This is a genomic window from Rheinheimera sp. F8, assembly GCF_001518915.1.
The window spans coordinates 705,513-725,230 of record NZ_CP013656.1 but is presented as its reverse complement, the minus strand read 5'-3'; the positions used below and the strand labels follow the sequence as shown (position 1 = coordinate 725,230).

Sequence of the window (19,718 nt, the reverse complement as noted above, 5' to 3'; positions counted from 1 at the left end):
TGGTACACCGCAAATGCCTGAGGTTAAATTCACGGAGCCTGGACGATCAGCTTTCGGTCTTTTTCACCGGCTTGGTTGCTGCCGGGCCTGACAGCGCTTTGCTGGATTTACCCGGATGCAGATATTTGTCTTTTGGCGCAAAAGCACTCGGCATCACTTCAATGCCGAGTTTACGGCCCAGTTTGACGATCAGCGGAATTGTAACAGGAGCAAACGGCAGGATCGCGAAAACACCAAGGCCGGTGGCGCGCAATACGTCAGCCAGCTGTGCGTTCGCCTGCTGCAACTCAGCTTTACTGACCTGACCGGTCACATATTGCTGATAAATACGCAGCATCTGCTTGGTTTCAGCTTTTTCCTGCGACAACGCACATTGCAACCGGATCATGCTAAAGCGGATCCGCATCATGCTTTTGCGACGTTGTAACCGGAGCACACGCAAAGGCGCTTTATGCAGATGACGTAACAGTCTCATTCCGATCCTCAGGGTCGCATGCCACCCTCAGCAGCCGGATCAAACACGGCAACGGGCGGTCCGGCTATTATCCTTCGGAGCTGTAAAGAAAAACAGTATTATTTGCGGAAATTTTGACCCTGCTTTAGTCGAACCAGACTTGCTGTTCTGACCACTGCCAGAACTCGGACGTATTTGCCTCCACCGTGCCATTTCCCTGCTGTTAATCTGAACCAGTAGTACTGCACACCGTGCTAAGCAGCTCCCATCACATGCCAGGCGACCATGACAATCAATCCGCACAGTAAGGCGCCCATGAAGTATTTAAAGCGGAAGCGAAAAACTTCGTCTCACATCAAGGGTTATTTACCACAAGTTTAGACTGCAAGCTGTCACTGCGGGTTGATACGCGGACACCGGACTGAATCTGAATTGTTAAAAATAACTCAATGCAGGCCTCTCGGTCTGGCTGACCCAAGATTGAAACACCAGCAAGTATCGAGAATGCCAGTAATCACAGATGAGACAGTGATGACCCCCGATCAAAAATAACTATTAATTTACAATTAAATTACTTTTGATAAATTTATGATAAATTCCATTTCCACTAACACTCACCAGAATCAGTGCTTTTACTTGCAGCTGAAGTTTGTCATTCACTGCGACCAAGGAACTGCTTATGACAAGGACGAAATTGTGTAAACGCTGGCTTCGTTTTAAAACACTAATGCGTTTGATGGCCTGTACCGGCACGTTGTGTATGCCACTGCTGGCTGCTGCGACCAGCGAGAATTTCAGCTGGAATGCTGAAACCCATCAGTTACTGGAAGCTGATTTTAATCAGGATGGTTATCCGGATCTGATATTGCAGGCCAAAACACCCGCTCATCAGCACTATCTGCTGATCGGCAATGCGGCGGGCAACCAGCGCTATGACTTTACGAAACGGCTCGAACTGCCGGAAAAAATTGCCGGAATGCGTTGGACGGCGGACGCCATGCAGCTGCTGGCATTCCCCCGTCCTGACCAACCAGGCCCAGCCTTATTGGCCATTGCCAGCAATGGCAGCAAAGCGCTGTTGTTTTCTCAGCTTCACACCGCGGCAGATCTGGCAGTTGCATCAAACAGTTATGCATTCAAACAAAACAAATGGCTGCAGGACAGCGATGCGCCACGTTATTTTTCCGGTGATTTTAACGGTGATGGTCAGCAGGATTTGTTGCAGCTCGACACCGAAAAAGGCGCGCATCAGGTGATTCTGACTGAAAAAAACACTACGTTTAAAGTCACCGGAAAACTATCAAAAGTGGTGAAGTGGGGACTAAAAAACAACGAACGGCTGATCATTCGCGACTTTAATAATGACGGACAGGATGACATATTCGCCTTGTCGCGAGATGGCAAACTGCCCCATGTGCTGCTTTATAGTAATGGTAAAGGCGGTTTTGCTAAAGATGACGGAAAGTTCATCGCGGTAAGTCAGGCACATCTCAGTTGGGCCGAGAATGACGCTGGGATCGCAGCTGTCATGCGCAAGTCTGATAAACAGACAGTGTTATTCAGAGCCTATAACAGCGCAGAACGGCTTAACGTCAGTGCATCCTGTCTGGGCTGGGTATATGACACGGAAACAGACAAGGCGAAAGAATATTGTCCTGTACGCGATCAGGGCAATGGGCAGGGGGCCGCAGAAGTGCTCAGCGCTGAAACGCCGCTGGCGCACGACTGTCCGATTGAGATGTCCGGTAATAGCGGCGTGAATTCGGATTGTGACGGTAACTTTATTCTGCCAACAACCCCAACCGAGCCACCGCGGATGTCATTAGGCACGCCACAGCCGGGTGTTTTGTTTAATGTGATGCTGGCCAATACCGGTGATTACTCCAGTCTGACTTATACGTTGTTTGCGCAGGATGCACAGGGTAATAATCTGCATTTAGGTTCTGTGGCCGCCCCCACCTGGGACAATCCAAAACCAACAGTCTCGCTGAAAGTCCAGATCAACACCGCAGGGACATATCAGCTGATGTATCGCGCCTGCCATGCGCAGGGATGTTCTGGATTTAGTCCCACGACGTCGATCACTGTGCAGCAGCCGGTGGTCACACATGCCGTGACTACATCGGTGAGCGCAGGCGGCACCATTTCACCACAACTGACTATCGCCAACCATGGTCAGAGTGTCAGCTTTACGCTCAGTGCCGCAGCGGGTTACTCTGCCAACAAACCCAGTGGCTGTGGTACAGGCAACTGGGTCAACAATGTCTACACCACAGCACCAGTCACAGCGCCTTGTCGTGTTGATGCCAGTTTCAGTCCATGGCCAGTGGTAGCAACACCCAAAGCCAACCCGCCCGCCGGCACTTATGCAGGGTCTGTCCTCGTCAATCTGAAGTCCGACACCGACGGCGCCGCCATCCGCTATACCACCAATAGTTCGGACGTCAGCAGCAGCTCTGCGCTGTATTCGGGCCCTTTTACGCTGACCAGCACCAGTACAGTAAAAGCCAAAGCATTTATGACCGGCAAAACCGACAGTGCACAAGCAGCATTCAGCTATACCATCACCCCAATCCCTGTGGTGGCAACACCCAAAGCCAACCCGTCCGCCGGCACTTATGCAGGGTCTGTCCTCGTCAATCTGAAGTCCGACACCGACGGCGCCGCTGTCCGCTATACCACCAATGGTTCGGACGTCAGCAGCAGCTCTGCGCTGTATTCGAGCCCTTTTACGCTGACCAGCACCAGCACAGTAAAAGCCAAAGCATTTATGACCGGCAAAACCGACAGTGCACAAGCAGCGTTCAGCTATACCATCACCCCAATCCCTGTGGTGGAGACACCCAAAGCCAACCCGCCCGCCGGCACTTATGCAGGGTCTGTCCTCGTCAATCTGAAGTCTGACACCGACGGCGCCGCTGTTCGCTATACCACCAATGGGACGGACGTCACCAGCAGCTCTGCGCTGTATTCCGTCCCTTTTACGCTGACCAGCACCAGCACAGTAAAAGCCAAAGCATTTATGACCGGCAAAACCGACAGTGCACAAGCAGCGTTCAGCTATACCATCACCTCCATGCCTGCGCCAGATCCCGCCACCTTATACGATTACGATGCGCGGGGCCGGTTAGTCAAAGCGCAGGACCATCTCGGTGAATCCGCATCTTATGCCCTCGACGATGCTCACAACCGACTGACGGTGGAAGGAAAAATGGCACCCGCATCAGCCCCCAAAATACTCAGCTTTAATGCCCCCACTACGGCCAGTGCCACAGATGGCAGCGTCAGCGTCAGCTGGACGTCCACGAACACGACGTCGTGCGCTCTGACAGTTTTTGGCCAGCGTAATGTGCTGTCGGATTTGGCCAAAAATGGCTCAGCCACGGTCACGATTAACAAAAGCACCGGGATAAAACTGACCTGTTTCCATGGCGATAACAGTGTATCCAGCGGCAGGATTATTCGCGTGCAGTGACTTCTTACACACTCAACCTGACATCTTACGGATTGGACCCTATCAGCAACGGCTACATGGATAAGAGAGACAGATGATGAATCACTACTTTTATTGTGCAATCAGTTTATTGGCAACACTCTGGCTAAGTGGCGCTCAGGCTACTGAACCCACGCCTGAACCCGCACCCACACCACAGGTAGAAACGCCCACGGCGCCGCAACTCAAGCCATTGCAGGTGGCGCCGGATATCAACGCGGTTGACCTGCTTTCCGGTAAGTATTATCCGGAGATACCGGTATTAAGCATTCCGGCAGCGCCCCGGCTGACGTTTGAGAGTATGCAGCAGTTTGATTCAAAAATTACCGGCGTGCGTGGGCAAGGACAGGATGCGCCTGAACAATACTCTCTGACCTTTGGCGGCAAAACCTCAGAATCTGTTACCTGCACCAATGACAAATGTACCGCAGCCAATGCCACTGGTTCACAACTGCGGGGCCGCATGACTGCAATGCAGAAAAGATTCATCTACATCCAGGGGCACACTGGTATCACCGTCGTATATGACCGGCAATCGTCGTTTATTGATACGATTAACCGGGATGAAGGCACCTGGTATGCCAGTCAAATCATCTATCCGGATGGCGAAAAAATTGACATTGCCTACGACCAAGCCACGTCGGGTCTGATCACGCACTTTCGGCCAAAAACTGTGACGTCCACGACCGGCTACCAGCTGCAGCTGACTTATCAAAGTGGAGCGATCAGCAACACAGCAGATTGGGGCGCGGTTAAAACCGCTACGCTGGCCAGCACAGGTACGCCGGATATTGCACTGGCGCAATACACTTACAGCGGCAATACCGTGACCGATTTGGCCGGCCGCATTTTTACCATCAGTGGGTTTACCAACGCCCTTGGCTACCCGGAGCATGTCAATGCTTTCACCAAGATCCTGCCCGGCAACAGCCACACCAGCTTAGCGGTCAGCGCGGCAAGTCAGGATTATGGCGGCACCACGCACAATAACTTTGTGACGAAGGTGGTGCGGGATGGCATGTCATTCACTTACACCTACACCGCCGCCAGCGGCACCGGCTATGATCCGCGCACGCAGTTCAGACAGGTGGCCATCAGCGGCCCGGCGGGATACAGCCGCACCATCACGTTAAAGGTAGATCCGGCCCCCAAACCACAGCAGCTGATTAGTTCTGATACCGACAGCCTGGGCCAGGTCACCCGCTATACCTACACGTCTTACAACCGTCTCGAGTCAGTCACATTTCCCGAGGGCAATCAGGAATTTTACAGCTACGACACCTATGGCAATGTTTTTAAAAAACAACAAAAAGCCAAAGGACATCCTGCTGTGGCAGCAATCGTCACAGAAGCGTACTACAACATCACCAATTGTGACGTGCAACTGACACTGTTGTGTTTTCGCCCTGAATACAGCACCGACGCCAAAGGCCAGGTCACGAATTATACCTTTGACCCTGACCACGGCGGTATGCTGACGATGCTGGAGCCGGCAGACGCCAAGGGGGTGCGTCGCCTGACCACCCACGAGTATACAAAAATCGGCGGCATGACCCGGCTGGTCAAAACCACGGTTTGCGGGCAAGGCTATTGCGATGGCAAGAATGTTGATATCACCACGTACGGCTACTGGAATAACACCGCTTTAGTCAGCAGCATCACCAAAACCAATCTCAGTGGCAGCATGTCGGAGGTCACCAGTTATGGCTATGACAGCGCCGGCCGGCTGACATCAGAAGCCGGCCCTCTGGCGAGTGGCGGCGTGGCCAAAAGTTATCGATATGATGAGGTTGGCCGGAAGACCTGGGAGATAGGCCCCGTCAATCAACAGGGCAAGCATCCGGCGAGCAAATTCACTTACCGCACTCAGGATGCTCAGGCCAGAGTGATTGAGCAGGGCTATCTGGCAAATGCCAGCGCGGATGCACTGACGGTTGAAACGACCACCACCCACACCTTTAACAATCAAGGCTTAGCAGTCAAAACCGAAGTGGTATCAAAGAGCCAGGCCGAGCGGTTAAGTCATATAAATTATGATGGCCTGAACCGCCAACAATGTGTGGCACTTCGGATGAACCCGGCTGTTTTTGCCAGCGCAGAGGAAGATGCCTGCACCTTGGGTGTCAAAGGCAGCTACGGCGATGACCGTATCACACGGCATTCTTATGATGCCAACTCACGTTCCACCGGCAGCAGCTCCGGAGTCGGTACCGCTGCCGAAGGCGTGGACATCAGCATCAGTTACACATCCAATGGCCAGGTGAATACCCGCAGCGACGGTAACGGCAATACCACCACTTACAGCTATGACGATTTTGACCGGCTCAAACGCACCACTTTCCCGGATGGCACTTATGAAGAAAACGACTATGACGTCAATCACAATCTGACCAGCCTGCGTAAACGGGATGGGGTCACGTTCACGCACGCCTTTGATAACGCCAACCGGCTGCAAAGCACCACTCTAAGCAACAGCGAAAAGCCGATTGTCTTTGCTTATGACACCCTTGGCCGGGAGACCTCAGTCAGCCGGGAGGCGCCTGCGGCAGGGATGGACGTGCAAACGGTCAGTACCACTTACAATGATTTAGGTCGCCCGGAAACTATCACTACCAATGACAAGAAGCTCAGTTATCAATATGACAGCCAGGGCCGGCGCCGCAAACTCAGCCATCCGGATGGTTATTATCTGACTTATAGCTACACAGCTGATAACAGTCCAAGTAGCGTCACCGAGAATGACAGCAAAACGCTGGTCAGTTACAGCTATGACTCGATGAGCCGGCTCAGTGGCATCAGCCGCTACAACGGCGTCAACACCGGACTCAGCCACACTGTGTTGGGTCACCTGCAAAACTTCGACCACCAGAACCTGAACAAAGCCAGCTTTGAGCACAACCCGGCCGGCCAGCTCATCAGCCGCCTGACTTCTAACAGCGACTATCAGATTAAAATCGCCGCACCGACTCAGGCCTATCAGCCCAACAATCTCAATCAATACACCAGCCATGACGGCCAAAGTTTCAGCTATGACAACAATGGCAATCTGACCGGCCATGATGGCTGGACTTACAGTTACAACGCACACAACCGCTTAACAACAGCCAGCAAAACCGGCCAGAATTTAATCCTGCAATATGACGCTAAGGGCCGCTTAAACAGCAGCACCCTGAACGGCACAAAGACGGTGTTCCTGTACGACGGTAATGAATTGATCGCCGAATACAACGACAGCGGCACCCTACTCAGACGTTACGTCCACGGCAGCGGCAGCGACGACCCGCTGGTCTGGTACGAAGGCGCTACCCTGACCAACCCCAGGTACCTCATCGCCGACGAACGCGGCAGTATCATCGCCGAAACCAACACGTCGGGTGCTGTGGTACAAACCCATCAGTACAGTGCATACGGCGAGCCGATTAATAGCAGCACCTCACGCTTTCGCTACACCGGCCAAATCTTACTGCCCGGCACCGCGCTTTATCACTACAAAGCCCGGGTATACCATCCGAAGTTAGGACGATTCCTGCAAACCGATCCGCTCGGCTATAAAGACGGCATGAACTGGTATGCTTATGTGGGGAATGATCCGATGAATGCGGTTGATCCGGATGGGACTTGTGGGACAAGAATTAAGGGTAGGTGCTCAGTTAATAGTTCTGAGTATGGCGTTGGTTCTAACGTAACAAAATCTAACTATTCAGGTGCCTTTGTTAATAAATGGAACGAGCGTGTTGGTCAAATTACATCGGCCGCTGATGATGCCGTTGACTATTGGATTCAAAGAGACAATCCAGTTATGGGTACACTTGCAGCTACCCTCACATCCAGAAATATTGGGAATACCGCATTCCAACTGACTGCTGGTGCAGCAATGGCACCACTTAATGGTGCTTCAGTAATTAATAAATTTGCTTCTCAGTTTGGCCAAAAATTATTTCTGAGTGAAACATTTGGCATTACTTCTTCAAGATTTGCAAACAGTGTTACAGGTGTTACAGGTTCGTGGAATGTTACCGGAACCGCATACAAAATGGGCTGGAGTACGACATCGCAAAATGGTGGTGGGATGATGTTTAGGATGGGAGTAGGAAGTTCTGGCAATACTGCTAGATTACACTTTTATGTTCCAGGAACATTTGTCCCCAACTCATTTGCAAATGGATCTATTCAGGTTAAAAGAGCTTTAAATAACATGGGGATATAGCTTTGAATAATAATATTGAAGTTTTGAATGATGCACTAGCCCTAATTAACGAAATAAAATTACCGGAGAATAAACTATTTGTTGTGAAAAATGATTTTCATGGCGACAATTTTACAAGAGTAGAGTGTTCTATTACCAATAAAGCCCATTTAATTATCGATTTCTCAAATGGAGGAATTGATTTGCATATTGATGGTGCAAGTGAAGCGTTCTCATGGGGGACGGAGCTTATCAAGAAAGAACGTAAATTAATAATTGATAAGTTTGTAATGATATTAACATCCAAAATCCGCGTGATATCCTATGGAAAATCTTACAAAGAAATCACTTTCGAAAGTTGCGAGAAAAATATAACACATGAAAAATTAAGAATATTTGATGGATTATTTTTTAACCCTTTTAGAAAGAAAATAAAATGCTATCCAGCCTTTATTGAAAAATGCAATAAATAAAGATAGCCACTATTTGACAAACGTTCACAAATGTCCCAATAAGGAGTAATTCAGGACAGCAATACTTTAAAAGAATCGTTTATGAAAGTCCTGATAAATGGAATTTTCTTTACCGATAGCAACGAAAGGACTGCCATAAAGTGAAATATCTGAGGCCGATGTGATTTAAATATCGAGCCGGAACACGGCTAAGCCAAAAATTGGTCAGCCGTACGCTCTTTTCGCTGAAAGTTGTGTTTAAACAATTGGATAGAAAGATAGCAGCTCAGACAAAAATTCGTCGGCATGCATTTGTCCCCCAGAAATATCTGTGAGGTTATATGATTACTTTTGAAGCATGGGAAGATGAAAATGGAATCACCTTCACAACACAAGAAAATGTTGTTGATTTCAAAGAAAAAATTTTATTTCCAACAATGCAAAATTGCTCCATCAAATAGAATCTTCTACATATGAAGAAGCTATGATGCAGCACCATATAAAAATGAAATGGGGTCCATATATCCCTGTAGATAAAGGCGATACCTAATTGCAGCAAAACGACTTTTCTGTATGACGAGTCGCTGGTCAGTTATGAAGGAAGCACCATAACCAGACCAACAACACCGGTACCGCCACTGCGATACATCAATATCGCGCCTACGGCGAGCCGATCAACAACAGCACCTCACGCTTTCGCTACACCGGCCAAATCTTACTGCCCGGCACCGCGCTTTATCACTACAAAGCCCGGGTATACCATCCGAAGTTAGGACGATTCCTGCAAACCGACCCGCTCGGCTATAAAGACGGCATGAACTGGTATGCTTATGTCGGGAATGATCCTATTAATGGGGTGGATTCAACTGGACAGTACGCAGAACTAGCTATCGAAATTGTTAGCATCGGCATGGGGATTAAGTCATTCAATGATAATTTATCTGCAGGAAATTATGGCTCTGCCGCGGTTGATGCACTCGGTGTTGTGCTTGACGGCGCAATGGCTATGGTTCCCATTGCGCCTGGCGTTGCAGGTATTGCTATTAATACAGAAAGAGCTGGCGCAACGGTTCTGCGTAATTCTGATAATGTTGTTCGTGGTGGAACAAATACAGCTGAGCGATTTACTAATGGTAGTGGCGTGACTATAGGAGCTGATGGCACATTAAACGGTGTTTCAGTTACTAGCGCACCTGGAGCTTCAGTTGAACAGCTTTCGCAAGGTATCCTTAACGGCCAAGTAGGAATAACAACTGTAGGTGAAATACGGGCGGCCGGTGGCAATGTTATTCCTTCACCCACCACGAATAATCCTAATCACTGTACTATGTGCGGAATTACAGCAGAGAAAGCCGAAGAGCTGTTTCATCCAACAATTAAAAATCCTAGTAAATAATAATTGGGTTGAAATTATGATTACAAAGCTTCAGATCGAAGAGATTGAAAAACGACTTGCACATGCAACACCAGGTAAGTGGGTTTCATATATTGAAGGCCGTGACCATACCTGTGGTTCAGATTTTATTATGACGGGAGTTGGAGGTAAACGAGGCCCCGATATAGAATTGACTGGTGCAACAAAAGCGGATCAAGATTTTATTGCAAATGCACGGCAAGATATTGAACTACTTATATCTGCTCTAAAGGAGTCGGGATGTTTGGAGAAAAATGAGGCGTAGAGCGACATATTTCTACACTATGGATTGAATGATTAAGTTTTAACCATGTTTAGCGCCACTCCACTCGAAAGCCTAGCTCACAATAATAAGCTGGGCTTTTTATCCTAACTCTTATTTTTTGTTGGCATCTTGCTCGTATCAGTGATGACTGCTTATGTTTAATTTATTGTTTTAGAAAGTAATTCAGAACAGCCACACTTTAAGAGAATCGGATATAAAAATCCCGATAAAAGGAACTTCATGAGCTGATAACAATGAAGGGACTGTCTCAAAGGGGAATATCTGAGGCCGATGTGATTTAAAAATCGAGCCGGAACACGGCTAAGCCAATAATTGGCCAGCCGTGCGCTCTTTTTCGCTGAAAGTTGTGTTTAAACAATTGGATGAAAAGACCGCAGCTCAGCTAAAACTTGGTCAGCATGCGGTTTGGCCGTGTAGCCAGCGTAAAATGAGTACCCGACAGAACTGTTTCAAGCAGCTAATGGGTCCAATCACCTGATGGAATTCTGTCTCCAATTGTTGGCAAAATGCCATTCAGACAGCGCATAAACCAGCTGATATCACAAAGCCTTGAACGCCAGGTTTCCAGAATAGTTTCAACGACTTGATTTTCAGCCTCGCCGCTTGAATCCCCACGTAGATAGCGTTCGACCAGAACGGGCAGCTGGAACAAGAGTTGCCAGCGGTCAATGATGTCCTGATAGCTCCAGAGGGCGGCTTTTGTTGTATCGACCCGAACCACTAAGTGATAGTGATTCGACATCAGCGCAAAAGCAGCGATATCAATCGCGAACATCCGGGTCAGCTGGTGCAGTCTTGCCAAAATCCAGCCGCGACGGTGTTCAAAGTTATAAGTCTCTGTCCTGCCGCATAAAAATGCACGGCGGACACAGCGGCTAATCAAGTGGTAATAAGGAGTTTCGCTCAGAGCGATTTGTAGTTTACGTGGTTTAGGCATGATGTCGTCCTGACAGTCACAAATCCGTTTGCTTTAAATTTGGTTGCAAAAAGGTTAATGTCAAGGCGGGTTCGGTAATCCGTGGATGTCCGGCATTCGCTGTACGGCATTCGCGTCTCCAGGCAACAGAACTTTCAAGCGGGAAGATGCGGTCTTGATTAGGAAGCAGAAATGAAAATATATGAATTCAATGCTGCTGAAAGTAGCAATAGCTGGAAAGCTGAACCAAAGTTTCAAAGCTTTGGATATGACATGATAACGTACACGGAAGGTGTAGTTTTATTTAATGACAATAAAAATAAAGCTTACCTTAATACTTTTTTTATGGAATTTATCATTGAAGTAGAATTAATGTTAAGGCGTCGATGTGGGCTAGATTCATTTGAATCAAATGTATCTCTTCAGCACTCCGGCGATAGCATTTTCTTTAAAAAAACTGCAGACACTCTTGAAGTTCGTATCAACGGCATTGATGTGGAAATAGAATATGCATGGAGTGATTTCATTGATCTTTTCATTCAGTTGAAAAAGAGTGTTCGTTTAAAATTTAAGAGACACTATCCAAATTTATATAAATTCAAGGAAGTTGAGTTCCTTTTGTTGGGTTGAAGTAATGCTGGCAACGAAGATTGATTACATAGACAGGATTATCTGACGCTGATCTGAATTTAAAATCGAGCCGGAACACGGCTAAGCCAATAATTGGCCAGCCGTGCGTTCTTTTCGCTGAAAGTTTTGTTTAAACAATCGGATGAAAAGACCGCAGCTCAGCCAAAACTTCGTCGGCAAGCGGTTTGGCCGTGTAGCCAACGCAGACTGAGTGCCTGGCAGAACTGTTTTATGGAGCTGATGGGTCCAACCACCTGATGAAATTCAGTCTCCAATCGTTGGCATTCCCACCCATGATTGGGAATGCCAAGACATGCCAGGAAGGATGGAGTTTCGTAAAACCCCATCATCCGACTAAGACATGCAAAAATCAGTGGGACACAAAAATATGCGGGACATCACCTTTGATAGAACGTCGACTCAGAGTAGAGTGGGTCTTCATGAACATTATTTAAAAGAGATACAATGAATAAAAAATATTCAGTCATTGTCAGAGGTGAAAACTTCAGTCTTGAGATTGATGGCAAAACTAATACATATGGATTTATAACAACAAGAAATGTAAAAGCTTTTTCAATAGATGATGCTAGAGAATTAGCTATTACATTAGTTGAAAACGATGCTGATTTGAAAAGCCTGATGACTGATAAACAAAACAATGCAAAACCACCAACGTTATATGTTGAAGAGATGTATCACTTATCTTGGTGGAGAAAGTTGGGCGGAAAAGGATTCACTTTTTACATAGAAGAAAACACAGCACAGGAATAAATTTCGTGGGACATCCTGTGACACTCACCGAATTCGGTGCTCAGAAAATAGTATAATTAGCCCCCCATAGATCTGGCAAATACAAGGACAACCATAAAAGGATGTCCTTTTTTTACCAAACTGTGCATTACCATTCGAATAAAGCAGTGGTTCTATTCAGCCAAACGCCAGCCTTGCCACCGTGCAAGCTTCCACTGGTTTTTGTCTGAACTTCCCACTGAATTCCTGCAAGCGGCTGCCGAGATTTAAGTTGGTGTCCATGAACTGCATCCCACTGAATTCCTGCAAGCGGCTGCCGAGATTTAAGTGGGTGTCCATGAACAGCAGATTATCATTCTATGCTGATCGCGCGGCAGCACCTTGCCGCCAGGCCTGCGCCAGCAACAGCATGTTAGCGATAAACCACAAGTCTTTGATGATAAACACACCGCTGCTGCTGAGAACTGCCGGTGCTGTCCAGGCGTCCGGAAAACTGACTAAAAAGGTCTGCGTCGTGACAAACACCGAGCCACACAGCAGAAAACCGGGCACAAACAGCCGTGGCCAGCGATAACCTGCAGCCAGCAGCAGCAGCGCCAGCCAATCAAACAAGCCGATTAAATCAGAAGCAGTTTGCTCATCCGCCAGCAGATATAACCAGCTTAATAACGGTGAACTACTGACCAAATCGACGATACCTTTGGCTTCAAACGGCAGAAATTTCATCCCGCCAATCCACAGCAAAACCAACCCCACCGGCAGATAATTCAGCCAAAAACGTTCGGCCGCTGAAGACACAGGCCAGCGCCATAAAGTGATAGCAAGCGCGACCAGCGCGACAAATTTAATCACGCCCTGGCCGGACCCAATGATCGGGAAGCCACCCAGACTGGCGATATAGTGCTGTGCGCCGAACAAACTGATTAACGGTAAAATACTGAACAGGACCAGACTCAGCGCCAGTAACTGCTGCGGCAGACGCCAGCGCAAACCCAGCAGCGCCAGAAGCACCACAGTCCAAAGCAACCAAATCTGCGGTTGTGCTAACTGCGCCAGCAAACCCGGCGACACTTCGGTGAAATAGGCCACAATAGCGCTGAACGCGCCATATTGGCCGGCCTGAAATGACCACGCCATCAGCGCAGCAGAAAGGGCAATTAAAATCAACGCGGCTTGCAACATCTTGAACAACCTGATTGGCACAATGACGGGCAGTTGACCGGTGCAGCATCAATTTTCTTTCACTGCACCCGTCTTTGACAGAAATACCACAGTTGAACTGGCGCAGCCCTCAGAGCTTAAACAGACCCGCCGTATTGCGTAATTGACCGGCCAGCCCAGTTAACGCCTGACTGGTCGATGCCACTGCCTGGTTAGCGGCACTGACCGACTGGCCATTTTGTTCAAACGCGGCGATCTCGTGTTTGAGCGCGCTGGCTTTTTGCTGGGAATGATTGGCCAAATCGGCCGCCTCCTGACTCACACCCGCCAGCGTCAAGATCACCTGACGCCCGTTTTCCAGCGTTTGCACCAGCTGTCCGGCCAGCTCAACCGAGCGCTGCGCGGTTTCACGGTTGGACTGCATATTGGCCACTGCCGCCTGGATCGAGCTGACAATCTTCGCCAGCATGTTGTTAATTTCCGCCGTAGATTGCTGTGTCCGCACGGCCAGCGTACGCACTTCGTCCGCAACCACGGCAAAACCACGGCCCGATTCACCGGCGCGTGCCGCTTCAATCGCGGCGTTCAGTGCCAGCAAATTAGTCTGTGAGGCAATGTCGGCAATAGTTTTCACGACGCCGGAGACTTCAGTGCCTGTGGCCTGCAGCGTCAGCAGCATTTGCCCTGTAGTTTCAATATCTACTGACAACTGACTAATACTGTCCGAAGTTTGCCGCACTTCGATCTGGCTCTGCGACATGGCCGCCGCACCGGCATGTGCCGAACTGGCTGCATGCATCGAGCGACTGACACTGTCTTCCATTTGCTGTTCCAGCTGCGCCATGCTGCTGACCAGCACTGACAATGTTTTTTCCAGTTGCTGCACCGCACTTGAGGATTGCGCCGAACTGCCCGCCAGCGCATCAACCGCCTGATGAATGCCGGAAATCGCCTGATAGATATCGGTGATGCCGCTTTTAAACACCCGAAGCAGCAAATTAATACTGGCGGCCACACTGTTCACTTCTGCGACCGTATCTGTACTCAGGCTGCGGTTTAAATCGCGGCTATCGGCGACTTGCTGTAGTTCGCCGGACAAGCGGATGATCGGATTGGCGATTTGTTTTTGGGCCAACAGGAAAAAACCTATGGCCACCGCGAGGATCAACAGCAACAGCACCACAACAGTGGTACTGTTTTGCGCTAATGACGCGCTGATATTGGTTGTGCTGGTTTGTGCGTCTTTGGTGATATTCGCAGCGAGCTTTTCCAGCTGTTGATTCAGAGCGCCGGCCGCCTGATTAATGGCGCTGAGTTGTATGCGGGCCTGGTCCCAATCCACCTGTTCCGCAGCCATGACTTTCAGCAGTTGTTGTAAAGCTTGCTGCAGCTGTTGTTGCCCGGTCTGCAAGCCTTGCCCGCCGACTTTATCCAACGCCTGCAGATGCCGTTGCAACGACTGCTCCATCCGTTGCTGTCTTTCGGTAAATTCAGCACTTTTGATCGTCGTGCCGTAGAGCTCATAGCCGGCAAGCACTTGCTGATGCGCCACATTCTGCAACGCTGAAATGGCCTGCAACGCCGGCACGGAACGGTCGACAAAACCGCCGACCTCGCGCATCAACTGGCGATTGCTTTGGATCAGCAACACAGCAGCGATTAGCGTGACGAAGAAAATAGCGGCATAACCGATAAAAATACGACTTTTCACTGAACCTGAACTAGCCAAGAAGCACCTGCCTGTTTCTGTTGTTGCCCGATTGAACAATACAGAGACTGGCACAAGCACAAGATTCTTTCAGGTATTCGCAAAAAAAACTGCACAGAGGGGGTTAAGGTTTTGAAATTTGCATTCGGTTTGAGCCAGCAAAAGAAAGATGTGGCAAAGCTGTCTGCCTGACCTTCTGCAGTCACACAGATTCAGTGCCAGATTGGGGATCAATCTGGCACCGGGGAGAACGAAGAAAGTTATACCCGCACGACAAAATTACCGTTACGCAGGTTCTCACGCTGATAGGCCGGGCCTTCAATGCCTTCATACACGACGCTGGCGCCGGCGGCGGTGGCGATGATATGGCCGGCACCGGTGTCCCATAACATGGTTGGGCCAAAGCGTGGATAGATGTGCGCCACGCCTTCGGCCACCAGACAGAATTTTAACGAGCTGCCAACCGCCACCAGTTCATGCAACGGGAATTGCGCTAAATAGGGTTCCACTTCCGGCTGATAATGGCTTTTACTGCCGACCAGCCGCACTGTTTCACCGGCTTTGGGCGCAATAGCCTGGATCGCCCGCTCGCCACTGCTGTCTGCGACAAAAGCACCCAGCCCTTGTGCGCCGCTATAAGTCTTGCCCAACACCGGCGCATGAATAACACCCAGCACCGGCTCGCCAGCATCAATCAGCGCAACATTAACGGTGAATTCGCCGTTTCGTTTGATAAATTCTTTAGTGCCATCCAGCGGGTCGACCAGCCAGAAGCGTTGCCAAGTCTGGCGCTCGCTCCACGGAATATCGGCAGCTTCTTCGGATAACACCGGAATGTCCGGCGTAAGCTTCTGCAGTTCCCGCATGATCAGCTGATGCGCAGCTAAATCGGCGGCGGTCAGCGGGCTGTCATCGGCTTTGTGTTGCACATCAATGGCTTGTGGTTGGTTGTAGATCGCCAGAATGGCGTCACCCGCATCAATACTGATGCGACGGATTTGTGGCAACCAATGGCTGAGTTCTGCGGCTGTCGTTAACATTCACAAATGTCCCTGTCAGGCTTGTGGCTGGATAATGCCACGTTGCTCCAGTAATTTCAGCAACTGCTGCACGCTGTCATCCAGCGATAACACACCGGTATCCAGGCTAATCTCGGGCTGCAGCGGCGCTTCGTACGGATCTGAAATACCGGTAAAATTGGCGATCTCGCCACGCCGGGCTTTCTGATACAGGCCTTTAACATCCCGTTGTTCACAGACATCCAGCGAAGTCGCAACATGGACTTCAATAAACCGGCCTGCCGGCAAACTGGCGCGAATAGCATCGCGCTGGTTACGCAGAGGCGAGACAAATGCGCTTAAGACAATCAGGCCAGCATCCAGCATCAGCCCGGCCACAGCACCAACCCGGCGCAGGTTTTCATTGCGGTCAGCTTCGCTGAAACCTAAACCGGCACACAGGCCATGGCGCACGTTATCGCCATCCAGCAGATAGGTGTGGGCACCGCGCTGCAACAATGCCTGCTCTAAAGCGCCGGCGACGGTCGATTTGCCGGCACCGCTTAAACCAGTGAACCACAACACCACCGCCTGCTGCTGTTTCTGCGCCTCGCGATCGCTGCGGCTAACGGCATGTTGTTGCCAGACGATGTTGTTGGTTTGCGAATTTGTATTTAGTGTCATCAATGCTACCGGACTTGATTCAGACAAGCCTGCCTGCAATCACTTAAGGTTATTGCGGTGGCAGTCAGCGCAACGCAGACACGCCGTGAATACGTCCATGTAGGCTCCTCTGCGGCTTCCTTGCCGCAGAGGGTCTGCTTATCCGCTGGCCGCCACTCGCTTCTTCGAGCCATTTGACATCTTCTGGTCAGGCTCTATGGCGGATCTGCAACATCACAACTTACTGATATCAACCGCCTGCCAGTGCGGGAAATGTTTACGCACTAAAGCGTTAAATTCCAGCTCAAAAGCGCTGAACTCAGCACGGCTGCTGTTTGACGCCAGCGCGCTGTCGACCATACCGGCACCCACGGTGATATTGCTGATCCGGTCGATAAAAATAAAGCCACCGGTGTCGCGGTTCTTGCTATACGGGTCAAATACCACCGCTTCGGTCAGCTCCAGCTCAACCAGCGCGATACTGTTCAGATTCAACTCGGTTACTGCATCCTCTGCCAAAGTATTCACATCGATGCTGTGCGCAATGGCGGTGACTGTGCCCGGTACTTTTTTCGTGCCGAGTTTGATGTTGTATTGCTTGCCGATGGTCAGCGGATCTTCATGCATCCACACCACTTTGGCCAATATCCGGTTCGACACACAAGCATGATGCTGCGCAGGCACAATCACATCACCACGGCTGATGTCGATTTCATCGGTTAGCGTGAATGTAACCGCCTGACCGGCAAAAGCTTGCGGCAATTCGCCATCGAACGTCACGATGGATTTAATCACGGAGCCTTTGCCTGACGGCAAAGCCACGACTGCATCGCCAACGTTAAAGCTGCCAGACGCGACAGTGCCGGCAAAACCGCGAAAGTCCAGGTTCGGCCGGCTGACATACTGCACCGGCAGGCGCGCTTCAAACGCATGATTAAAGCCAGTCACCGGCGCATCTTCTAACAGTGCCAGCAACGTCGGGCCCTGATACCAGGGCGCTTGCGCCGAGCGGTTCACCACGTTGTCGCCGTTTAACGCCGACAGCGGCACAAACTGAATATCCGGCACCTGCAGCTGCGCCGCAAAAGCTAAATACTCACGGCGGATCTCGTCGTAACGCGCTTCAGAGAAGCCAACCAGATCCATTTTGTTAATCGCGACAACAAACTGCTTAATGCCGAGCAACGCACAGATAAAGCTGTGGCGGCGGGTCTGTACCTGCACGCCGTAGCGCGCGTCGACCAAAATAATCGCCAGGTCGCAGTTCGAAGCGCCGGTCGCCATATTGCGGGTGTACTGTTCATGGCCTGGTGTGTCGGCGATGATAAATTTGCGTTTCGCCGTGGAGAAATAACGGTAGGCTACATCGATGGTGATGCCTTGTTCCCGCTCCGCCTGTAAACCGTCGACCAGCAGCGCCAAATCAACCGTTTCGCCGGTGGTGCCGTGGGTTTTGCTGTCTTTATGCAGCGCGGCCAGCTGGTCTTCATAAATCTGCTGGCTGTCGTGCAACAAACGGCCGATCAGCGTACTTTTGCCATCATCGACCGAGCCACAGGTCAGGAATTTCAACAGAGATTTATGCTGTTGTTGTCTGAGATATTCTTCGATCCCCAGTTGTTCCAGTTCAATTGCCACTGACATCAGAAATAGCCCTCACGTTTTTTCTTTTCCATCGACCCACTGGAATCGCTGTCAATGACCCGGCCTTGCCGTTCACTGGAGCGCGATAACAACATCTCTTCAATAATGCCGGTTAACGTCGTTGCTTCCGACTCGACAGCACCGGTCAGCGGGTAACAGCCTAAAGTCCGGAAACGCACCAGTTTCTGCTCCGGCACTTCGCCCGGCTCCAGCGGCATGCGGTCATCGTCGACCATAATCAGCGTGCCATTGCGTTCAACCACCGGGCGGTGCGCAGCAAAATACAGCGGCACGATGTCAATGTTTTCCTGATAGATGTATTGCCAGATATCCAGCTCAGTCCAGTTCGACAGCGGGAACACGCGGATACTTTCGCCTTTGTTGACCTGACCGTTGTAGGTATGCCACAGCTCAGGCCGCTGGTTTTTCGGGTCCCAGCGGTGGTACTGATCACGGAATGAATAGATCCGCTCTTTGGCGCGGGATTTTTCTTCATCCCGGCGCGCGCCGCCAAAAGCAGCGTCAAAACCATATTGGTTCAGTGCTTGTTTCAAACCTTCAGTTTTCATCACGTCGGTATGCTTGGCACTGCCGAAAGTGAATGGGTTCATCCCCATCGCGATGCCTTCCGGGTTTTTATGCACGATCAGTTCAAAATCGTAGGCTTTGGCTAAACGATCGCGAAATTCAATCATCTCGCGGAATTTCCAGTCGGTATCGACATGCAGCAGCGGGAACGGGATCTTGCCCGGATAAAAGGCTTTGCGCGCCAGATGCAGCAGCACCGACGAGTCTTTACCAATCGAATACAGCATCACCGGATTATCAAATTCGGCCGCTACTTCACGGAAGATCTGAATACTTTCCGCTTCAAGCTGTTGTAAGTGCGTTAAGGTCGGCATATCAGTTACCTTGCTATAAAAACTATTCAATTCAATCTGTTTGCTGTGCTGCGCAGCATTG

16 protein-coding genes are annotated in these 19,718 nt (G+C 50.1%); 7 read left to right on the top strand and 9 right to left on the bottom strand.

Going from position 1 to position 19,718, the window contains the following annotated elements; all coding sequences use genetic code 11:
• Nucleotides 1-46: 46 nt before the first annotated feature.
• Nucleotides 47-475 carry a hypothetical protein gene (locus ATY27_RS03290; RefSeq protein ID WP_208932737.1) on the bottom strand — a complete coding sequence of 143 codons (429 nt, stop codon included), beginning with the start codon at nucleotides 473-475 and terminating at the stop codon, nucleotides 47-49.
• Nucleotides 476-1,133: 658 nt separating this feature from the next.
• Between ATY27_RS03290 and ATY27_RS03285 the strand changes: the two genes are divergently transcribed.
• The 5 genes from ATY27_RS03285 (at nucleotide 1,134) to ATY27_RS03265 (ending at nucleotide 10,264) form a co-directional block, all read left to right on the top strand.
• Complete coding sequence (locus tag ATY27_RS03285; RefSeq protein ID WP_208932736.1) at nucleotides 1,134-3,929, top strand: chitobiase/beta-hexosaminidase C-terminal domain-containing protein; 2,796 nt, start codon at nucleotides 1,134-1,136, stop codon at nucleotides 3,927-3,929.
• Between the two features lie 73 nt (nucleotides 3,930-4,002).
• Complete coding sequence (locus ATY27_RS03280; RefSeq protein ID WP_208932735.1) at nucleotides 4,003-8,154, top strand: RHS repeat-associated core domain-containing protein; 4,152 nt, start codon at nucleotides 4,003-4,005, stop codon at nucleotides 8,152-8,154.
• 2 nt (nucleotides 8,155-8,156) lie between these two features.
• Nucleotides 8,157-8,606 carry a hypothetical protein gene (locus tag ATY27_RS03275; RefSeq protein WP_208932734.1) on the top strand — a complete coding sequence of 150 codons (450 nt, stop codon included), beginning with the start codon at nucleotides 8,157-8,159 and terminating at the stop codon, nucleotides 8,604-8,606.
• A 622-nt stretch (nucleotides 8,607-9,228) separates the two neighbouring features.
• Nucleotides 9,229-9,981 carry an RHS repeat-associated core domain-containing protein gene (locus ATY27_RS03270; RefSeq protein WP_208933399.1) on the top strand — a complete coding sequence of 251 codons (753 nt, stop codon included), beginning with the start codon at nucleotides 9,229-9,231 and terminating at the stop codon, nucleotides 9,979-9,981.
• A gap of 16 nt (nucleotides 9,982-9,997) precedes the next feature.
• On the top strand, nucleotides 9,998-10,264 hold the full coding sequence (locus tag ATY27_RS03265; RefSeq protein WP_208932733.1) for a hypothetical protein: 267 nt from the start codon (nucleotides 9,998-10,000) through the stop codon (nucleotides 10,262-10,264).
• 478 nt (nucleotides 10,265-10,742) lie between these two features.
• Here the strand turns inward: ATY27_RS03265 and ATY27_RS03260 are convergent, their stop codons facing one another.
• On the bottom strand, nucleotides 10,743-11,222 hold the full coding sequence (locus tag ATY27_RS03260) for a transposase (protein WP_208932732.1): 480 nt from the start codon (nucleotides 11,220-11,222) through the stop codon (nucleotides 10,743-10,745).
• A 171-nt stretch (nucleotides 11,223-11,393) separates the two neighbouring features.
• Here ATY27_RS03260 and ATY27_RS03255 point away from each other — a divergent pair, with 171 nt between their 5' ends.
• Complete coding sequence (locus ATY27_RS03255; protein WP_208932731.1) at nucleotides 11,394-11,831, top strand: hypothetical protein; 438 nt, start codon at nucleotides 11,394-11,396, stop codon at nucleotides 11,829-11,831.
• Between the two features lie 465 nt (nucleotides 11,832-12,296).
• Complete coding sequence (locus tag ATY27_RS03250) at nucleotides 12,297-12,602, top strand: hypothetical protein (protein WP_208932730.1); 306 nt, start codon at nucleotides 12,297-12,299, stop codon at nucleotides 12,600-12,602.
• Nucleotides 12,603-12,758: 156 nt separating this feature from the next.
• On the opposite strand, the gene ATY27_RS03245 is transcribed toward ATY27_RS03250, so the two are convergent.
• The 7 genes from ATY27_RS03245 to cysD form a co-directional block, all read right to left on the bottom strand.
• Nucleotides 12,759-12,920: a hypothetical protein gene (locus ATY27_RS03245; protein WP_208932729.1), complete on the bottom strand. Its 162-nt coding sequence runs from the start codon at nucleotides 12,918-12,920 to the stop codon at nucleotides 12,759-12,761.
• 18 nt (nucleotides 12,921-12,938) lie between these two features.
• Complete coding sequence (locus ATY27_RS03240) at nucleotides 12,939-13,763, bottom strand: DUF417 family protein (RefSeq protein WP_208932728.1); 825 nt, start codon at nucleotides 13,761-13,763, stop codon at nucleotides 12,939-12,941.
• Between the two features lie 109 nt (nucleotides 13,764-13,872).
• Nucleotides 13,873-15,453: a methyl-accepting chemotaxis protein gene (locus tag ATY27_RS03235; RefSeq protein ID WP_208932727.1), complete on the bottom strand. Its 1,581-nt coding sequence runs from the start codon at nucleotides 15,451-15,453 to the stop codon at nucleotides 13,873-13,875.
• Nucleotides 15,454-15,710: 257 nt separating this feature from the next.
• Complete coding sequence (cysQ, locus tag ATY27_RS03230) at nucleotides 15,711-16,490, bottom strand: 3'(2'),5'-bisphosphate nucleotidase CysQ (protein WP_208932726.1); 780 nt, start codon at nucleotides 16,488-16,490, stop codon at nucleotides 15,711-15,713.
• Between the two features lie 15 nt (nucleotides 16,491-16,505).
• On the bottom strand, nucleotides 16,506-17,132 hold the full coding sequence (gene cysC / locus ATY27_RS03225; RefSeq protein WP_208932725.1) for an adenylyl-sulfate kinase: 627 nt from the start codon (nucleotides 17,130-17,132) through the stop codon (nucleotides 16,506-16,508).
• Nucleotides 17,133-17,345: 213 nt separating this feature from the next.
• A complete protein-coding gene (cysN, locus tag ATY27_RS03220; RefSeq protein ID WP_208932724.1) occupies nucleotides 17,346-18,755 on the bottom strand; it encodes a sulfate adenylyltransferase subunit CysN in 1,410 nt (469 codons plus the stop codon).
• Nucleotides 18,755-19,657 (bottom strand): sulfate adenylyltransferase subunit CysD, encoded by a 903-nt coding sequence (gene cysD, locus ATY27_RS03215; RefSeq protein WP_208932723.1) that lies wholly within the window; start codon nucleotides 19,655-19,657, stop codon nucleotides 18,755-18,757. Before cysD ends, cysN begins: the two co-directional genes overlap by 1 nt.
• Nucleotides 19,658-19,718: the final 61 nt, after the last annotated feature.

Excerpts from the sequence above, each read along its gene's own strand:
- ATY27_RS03290 (WP_208932737.1), bottom strand. The coding sequence starts at position 475 with ATGAGACTGTTACGTCATCTGCATAAAGCGCCTTTGCGTGTGCTCCGG.
- ATY27_RS03285 (WP_208932736.1), top strand. The coding sequence starts at position 1,134 with ATGACAAGGACGAAATTGTGTAAACGCTGGCTTCGTTTTAAAACACTA.
- ATY27_RS03280 (WP_208932735.1), top strand. The coding sequence starts at position 4,003 with ATGATGAATCACTACTTTTATTGTGCAATCAGTTTATTGGCAACACTC.
- ATY27_RS03265 (WP_208932733.1), top strand. The coding sequence starts at position 9,998 with ATGATTACAAAGCTTCAGATCGAAGAGATTGAAAAACGACTTGCACAT.
- ATY27_RS03260 (WP_208932732.1), bottom strand. The coding sequence starts at position 11,222 with ATGCCTAAACCACGTAAACTACAAATCGCTCTGAGCGAAACTCCTTAT.
- ATY27_RS03255 (WP_208932731.1), top strand. The coding sequence starts at position 11,394 with ATGAAAATATATGAATTCAATGCTGCTGAAAGTAGCAATAGCTGGAAA.
- ATY27_RS03250 (WP_208932730.1), top strand. The coding sequence starts at position 12,297 with ATGAATAAAAAATATTCAGTCATTGTCAGAGGTGAAAACTTCAGTCTT.
- ATY27_RS03245 (WP_208932729.1), bottom strand. The coding sequence starts at position 12,920 with ATGGACACCCACTTAAATCTCGGCAGCCGCTTGCAGGAATTCAGTGGG.
- ATY27_RS03240 (WP_208932728.1), bottom strand. The coding sequence starts at position 13,763 with ATGTTGCAAGCCGCGTTGATTTTAATTGCCCTTTCTGCTGCGCTGATG.
- cysQ (WP_208932726.1), bottom strand. The coding sequence starts at position 16,490 with ATGTTAACGACAGCCGCAGAACTCAGCCATTGGTTGCCACAAATCCGT.
- cysC (WP_208932725.1), bottom strand. The coding sequence starts at position 17,132 with ATGACACTAAATACAAATTCGCAAACCAACAACATCGTCTGGCAACAA.
- cysN (WP_208932724.1), bottom strand. The coding sequence starts at position 18,755 with ATGTCAGTGGCAATTGAACTGGAACAACTGGGGATCGAAGAATATCTC.
- cysD (WP_208932723.1), bottom strand. The coding sequence starts at position 19,657 with ATGCCGACCTTAACGCACTTACAACAGCTTGAAGCGGAAAGTATTCAG.